Source organism: Mycobacterium sp. (genome assembly GCF_025965855.1).
Lineage (GTDB): Bacteria > Actinomycetota > Actinomycetes > Mycobacteriales > Mycobacteriaceae > Mycobacterium.
In genome coordinates, this window is record NZ_JAOPWB010000316.1 from 1 (window position 1) to 3,496 (window position 3,496).

The following is a 3,496-nucleotide window of genomic DNA, read 5'->3' on the forward strand; positions in this document are numbered from 1 at the left end:
TGCGTTCGACGGTCACATCGATATCGTTTGGCGCGCTGCCCGGGACGTCTATGGCGACAATGAATTGGTCGCCGCGCCGCAACGCCTCCATCGGCAGCGTCCGCGCGGCGCGGGCACCGACCAACGCCTGGTCGGCTAAGCGGTCCAGTTCGCGGAAGGGGTCAAATCGCATCAAAGTCATGGCTTCTCCTTGGTTGGTTTGTTCGCTGCGGAACCGCCGGCCGGGCGGAAGTCCTTCCGCACCCGTCGAGACAAGCTCCGGAATTCACTCTGCCAATGTTGCGTCGTTAACGCGTGCGCCCAGCGGATTGAAATTGTTCGCCTCGATTCGTTCCGTCAGCACGACCGCTCGGACTTGAGGGCGTGTCGTTGCGCGAAGGGCGGCGGTGGCTCGCTGGCAGCGCTCGTATCGCCGCCGCGGTTCAGGCGGTTGAAGACTGGGTCGGCAGATGCCCTCAAGCGGGCGCCTGCTCCGGGCGCAGACCTGTCGGCTCGTGCGGACAGCACTGTCCATCTGCTGAGCGAATGACGCCGGATAACGGCACAACTGTGGTGGCTGGGCGGAGCACGGTTGGACTAAATTCCTGTTCCTCTGCGCGCCGATGCATTTCGAGATGACGTTTCTCGATGCTTATGAGCCGGCCACTTCCTTTGCCCCACTCCACTTCTCGCGGCGCCGCTGCGCTGGAAGCACGGCCAGCCGGGCCCATGGATGTTCGGTTTCTTCGACCGACGCGGGAGTGGGCTGCCAGGTGAGGCGAGCCAATTCCTCCACAATCGTGCTATAGAACGCGCGCAGTTCCCGGGGCGAGACCAAATCGCCCTCCAGCGTGGAGGCGCCTGGCTGTTGCAGGGGCCGCATCGTCGGATACAACGGGAGCCTTCGGCCCCGCGCCACACCCGCTTCAACCAGGGTCCAGGCGCCTTGGCAGACGACCCCGACCGGCTTTCCCGAAGTGATGAAGTCATGTACGAACGAGACTACGAAGGTATTGCCGGAAAGCTCATCGGATTTCAACATCCCGGGCACCAATAGCAACGCCTCGTACTCGTCGGCCGTCGCTTGGGCCACCGTCTGGTCGACCGTATAAATGCGGCCCGGTTCGAGGTCTTTATTGAGCGATTCGATGTGCCCGATTCTGAGTGACAACAGCTGCGTCTGTGCCCCAGCTTTTCGCACCGCCCCGCCGGACGCGTCCAATTCCATCTGGCCGACGCCGTCTGCCGCGAGCAGTGCGATTGTCAAACCTTGGAGACGTTGGGCCATGTCGAACTCCGCTCGGCACTGGGTGTGAACGCGGTAGTCGCGCTTGGTCCAAGCGTCGCCGTTACGGACGTCGATTTCCTGCTCCCGCCGGGCTAAATATGTGAAGCGGTATTCGCCCCGCTGTGACAGAACGGCACTTGATCTACTCAATAGGCACGATGAACAACACCCCTGCCGCCGGATCGGGCGGCCCCGAGATCATCCCGGCTTGCTTGGAGGCAGTATGTACCGCACGACCTCGCTCCGAGTCAGCTTCATATAAGCACCCTTTTAGGATTTCCTCCACTCTGTAGCCCTGTACGAGCTTGAACGAAACTTTTATTCTGTTCGACGGATACTTCTGCGCCCCTGTAGCTCGCGGAACTCAGCTTTCAGAACATCGAACGGGCCCCTGGCTTTCTCGTTTCACCACAACGGGATCGCGGCGGTCCATGCCTTCTGTTATGCCCCAAAGGCTCTTTCCCCGGCTTCACCCTTCGGTCCCCGCAGGTTACGCATCTCACTTGTCGTCCGTTGTCCATCGCACGCCACCAGAGATCGGCGGCCGTTGGTCGACGACTGGCGAAGCGCAGTGTTTCCTGCTCAACTGCGATGACGACCCGTAGCCTCTTCCAAGAGGTTGTCGGTGAGACATGCGGCTAGAACTCGGTGCGGTCCGCCGAAACGATAACCAGCACAGTGCGTTCAGTGGTGAGATCCGGGTAAACCCCGCCGACGGTGGTAGCTCTCGAGTGGCGTCGCCTGTGACCTTGGCTGAACCACCGGGAACAATCGAGGGATGGCGAGTGAGTCCAGATCGGCGCTAACGGTGCCGACTCGTGACCGAGCCGCCCTCTATGCGGTGAGTTTCTTCATGGCCGATATGGAGGCCGGCGTGGGTCCATTCCTGGGCGTGCTGCTGCATAGCCGCGGCTGGAGCACCGGCGCCATCGGTGCGGTCATCACTTTGGGCGCTGTCGTCGGCATGCTCGCCGTCACTCCCGCCGGTGCCCTGGTTGACGCCACCCACCACAAGCGTGCCTGCGCCATCGTCGCGGGCCTAGGCGCTGTCGCGGCCGCGGCGATAATCCTGACGTCACGGCAGTTTTGGGTGATCGCCGGGGCCCAGGCGGTGATGTGCATTTCCGGGGCAACGATCGCACCCGCATTGATCGGCATCACCCTTGGCGTTGTGGGCCAAGCGAGGTTCATCGGTCAAAACGGCCGCAACCAGGCCTACAACCACGCCGGTAACATGGCGGGGTCCGCCTTAGCCGGCCTGCTGGGCTGGCACTTCGGGTACGCCGCGGTGGTTTGGCTGGCGGCCGGGTTCGCGGCTGTCACGATCGTCGCTGTGCTGGCGATCCCGGCCGCTCGCATCAACGACCACCTCGCCCGCGGCGAGGCGCTCTCCGGGGATCAGCCCCGGGTTAAGTCGGTGCGGGTCGTCCTCAGGTCTCGTCCGCTGCTGGCGCTCGCCGGAGCGGTGACGCTGTTTCACTTGGGCAACGCGGCGATGCTTCCCCTCTATGGGCTGGCGGTGGTAGCCACGAACGCCAACCCGTTCACCACGGTGGCCGCTACCGTCGTCGTCGCCCAGGCGGTGATGGTCCCCGCCTCGCTGGCAGCCATGAGAATCGCCGAAGCCCGTGGCTACTGGCCGGCCATCTTGATCGCCTTCACCGCACTGCCGGTCCGTGCCCTCATTGCGAGCCATGTCATCACCACCTGGGGTGTCATACCGGTGCAAGTCCTCGATGGCGTCGGTGCCGGCATCTTGTCAGTCGCGGTGCCGGGTCTGGTGGCGCGCATACTTAACGGCACCGGGCACATCAACGTCGGCCAGGGCGCAGTAATGGCTGCGCAAGGGCTTGGTGGTGCGCTGAGCCCGGTGCTTGGCGGTTTCGTGGCCCAATTATTCGGCTTTCCAGCAGCATTCGCGATGCTTGGGGGACTTTCGCTCGGCTCTGTGATCATCTGGCTGGGTTTCGCCTCGATGCTGCGCCGCGCTGACGACGACGTAGTCAAATAGCCGACATGCCGGCTCTCTCGGCCCCGTGATCGGCATCCGGCAACCTGTGGTCTTACTCGCCGACGGTCATCCTGGTACCGGTGCTCTGCATCCGGAGATCAGTCGACAGCTTGGCCACTCGGCCCGGCCCTCTCCGCACAACCGGAACCCAAAGGGGACGAAAGAACAATATAACGGTGAGTCGCGGAACCCTTTTGCCGGGCTTGGATAATCGGCGA

Annotated in this window: 3 protein-coding genes; 1 reads left to right on the top strand and 2 read right to left on the bottom strand. The window is 63.2% G+C overall.

Features of this window, described 5'->3' with window-relative positions; translation table 11 throughout:
• Together JWP83_RS27040 and JWP83_RS27045 are read right to left on the bottom strand one after the other, a co-directional pair.
• Positions 1 to 181 (bottom strand): Hsp20/alpha crystallin family protein (locus JWP83_RS27040; protein ID WP_367185677.1); only part of this gene is annotated, 181 nt, incomplete at its 3' end.
• Positions 182 to 631: 450 nt separating this feature from the next.
• Positions 632 to 1,267 carry a DJ-1/PfpI family protein gene (locus JWP83_RS27045; RefSeq protein ID WP_297737617.1) on the bottom strand — a complete coding sequence of 212 codons (636 nt, stop codon included), beginning with the start codon at positions 1,265 to 1,267 and terminating at the stop codon, positions 632 to 634.
• A 778-nt stretch (positions 1,268 to 2,045) separates the two neighbouring features.
• Between JWP83_RS27045 and JWP83_RS27050 the strand changes: the two genes are divergently transcribed.
• Positions 2,046 to 3,278, top strand: a complete 1,233-nt coding sequence (locus JWP83_RS27050) for an MFS transporter (RefSeq protein WP_297737621.1) — start codon at positions 2,046 to 2,048, stop codon at positions 3,276 to 3,278.
• Positions 3,279 to 3,496 lie beyond the last annotated feature (218 nt).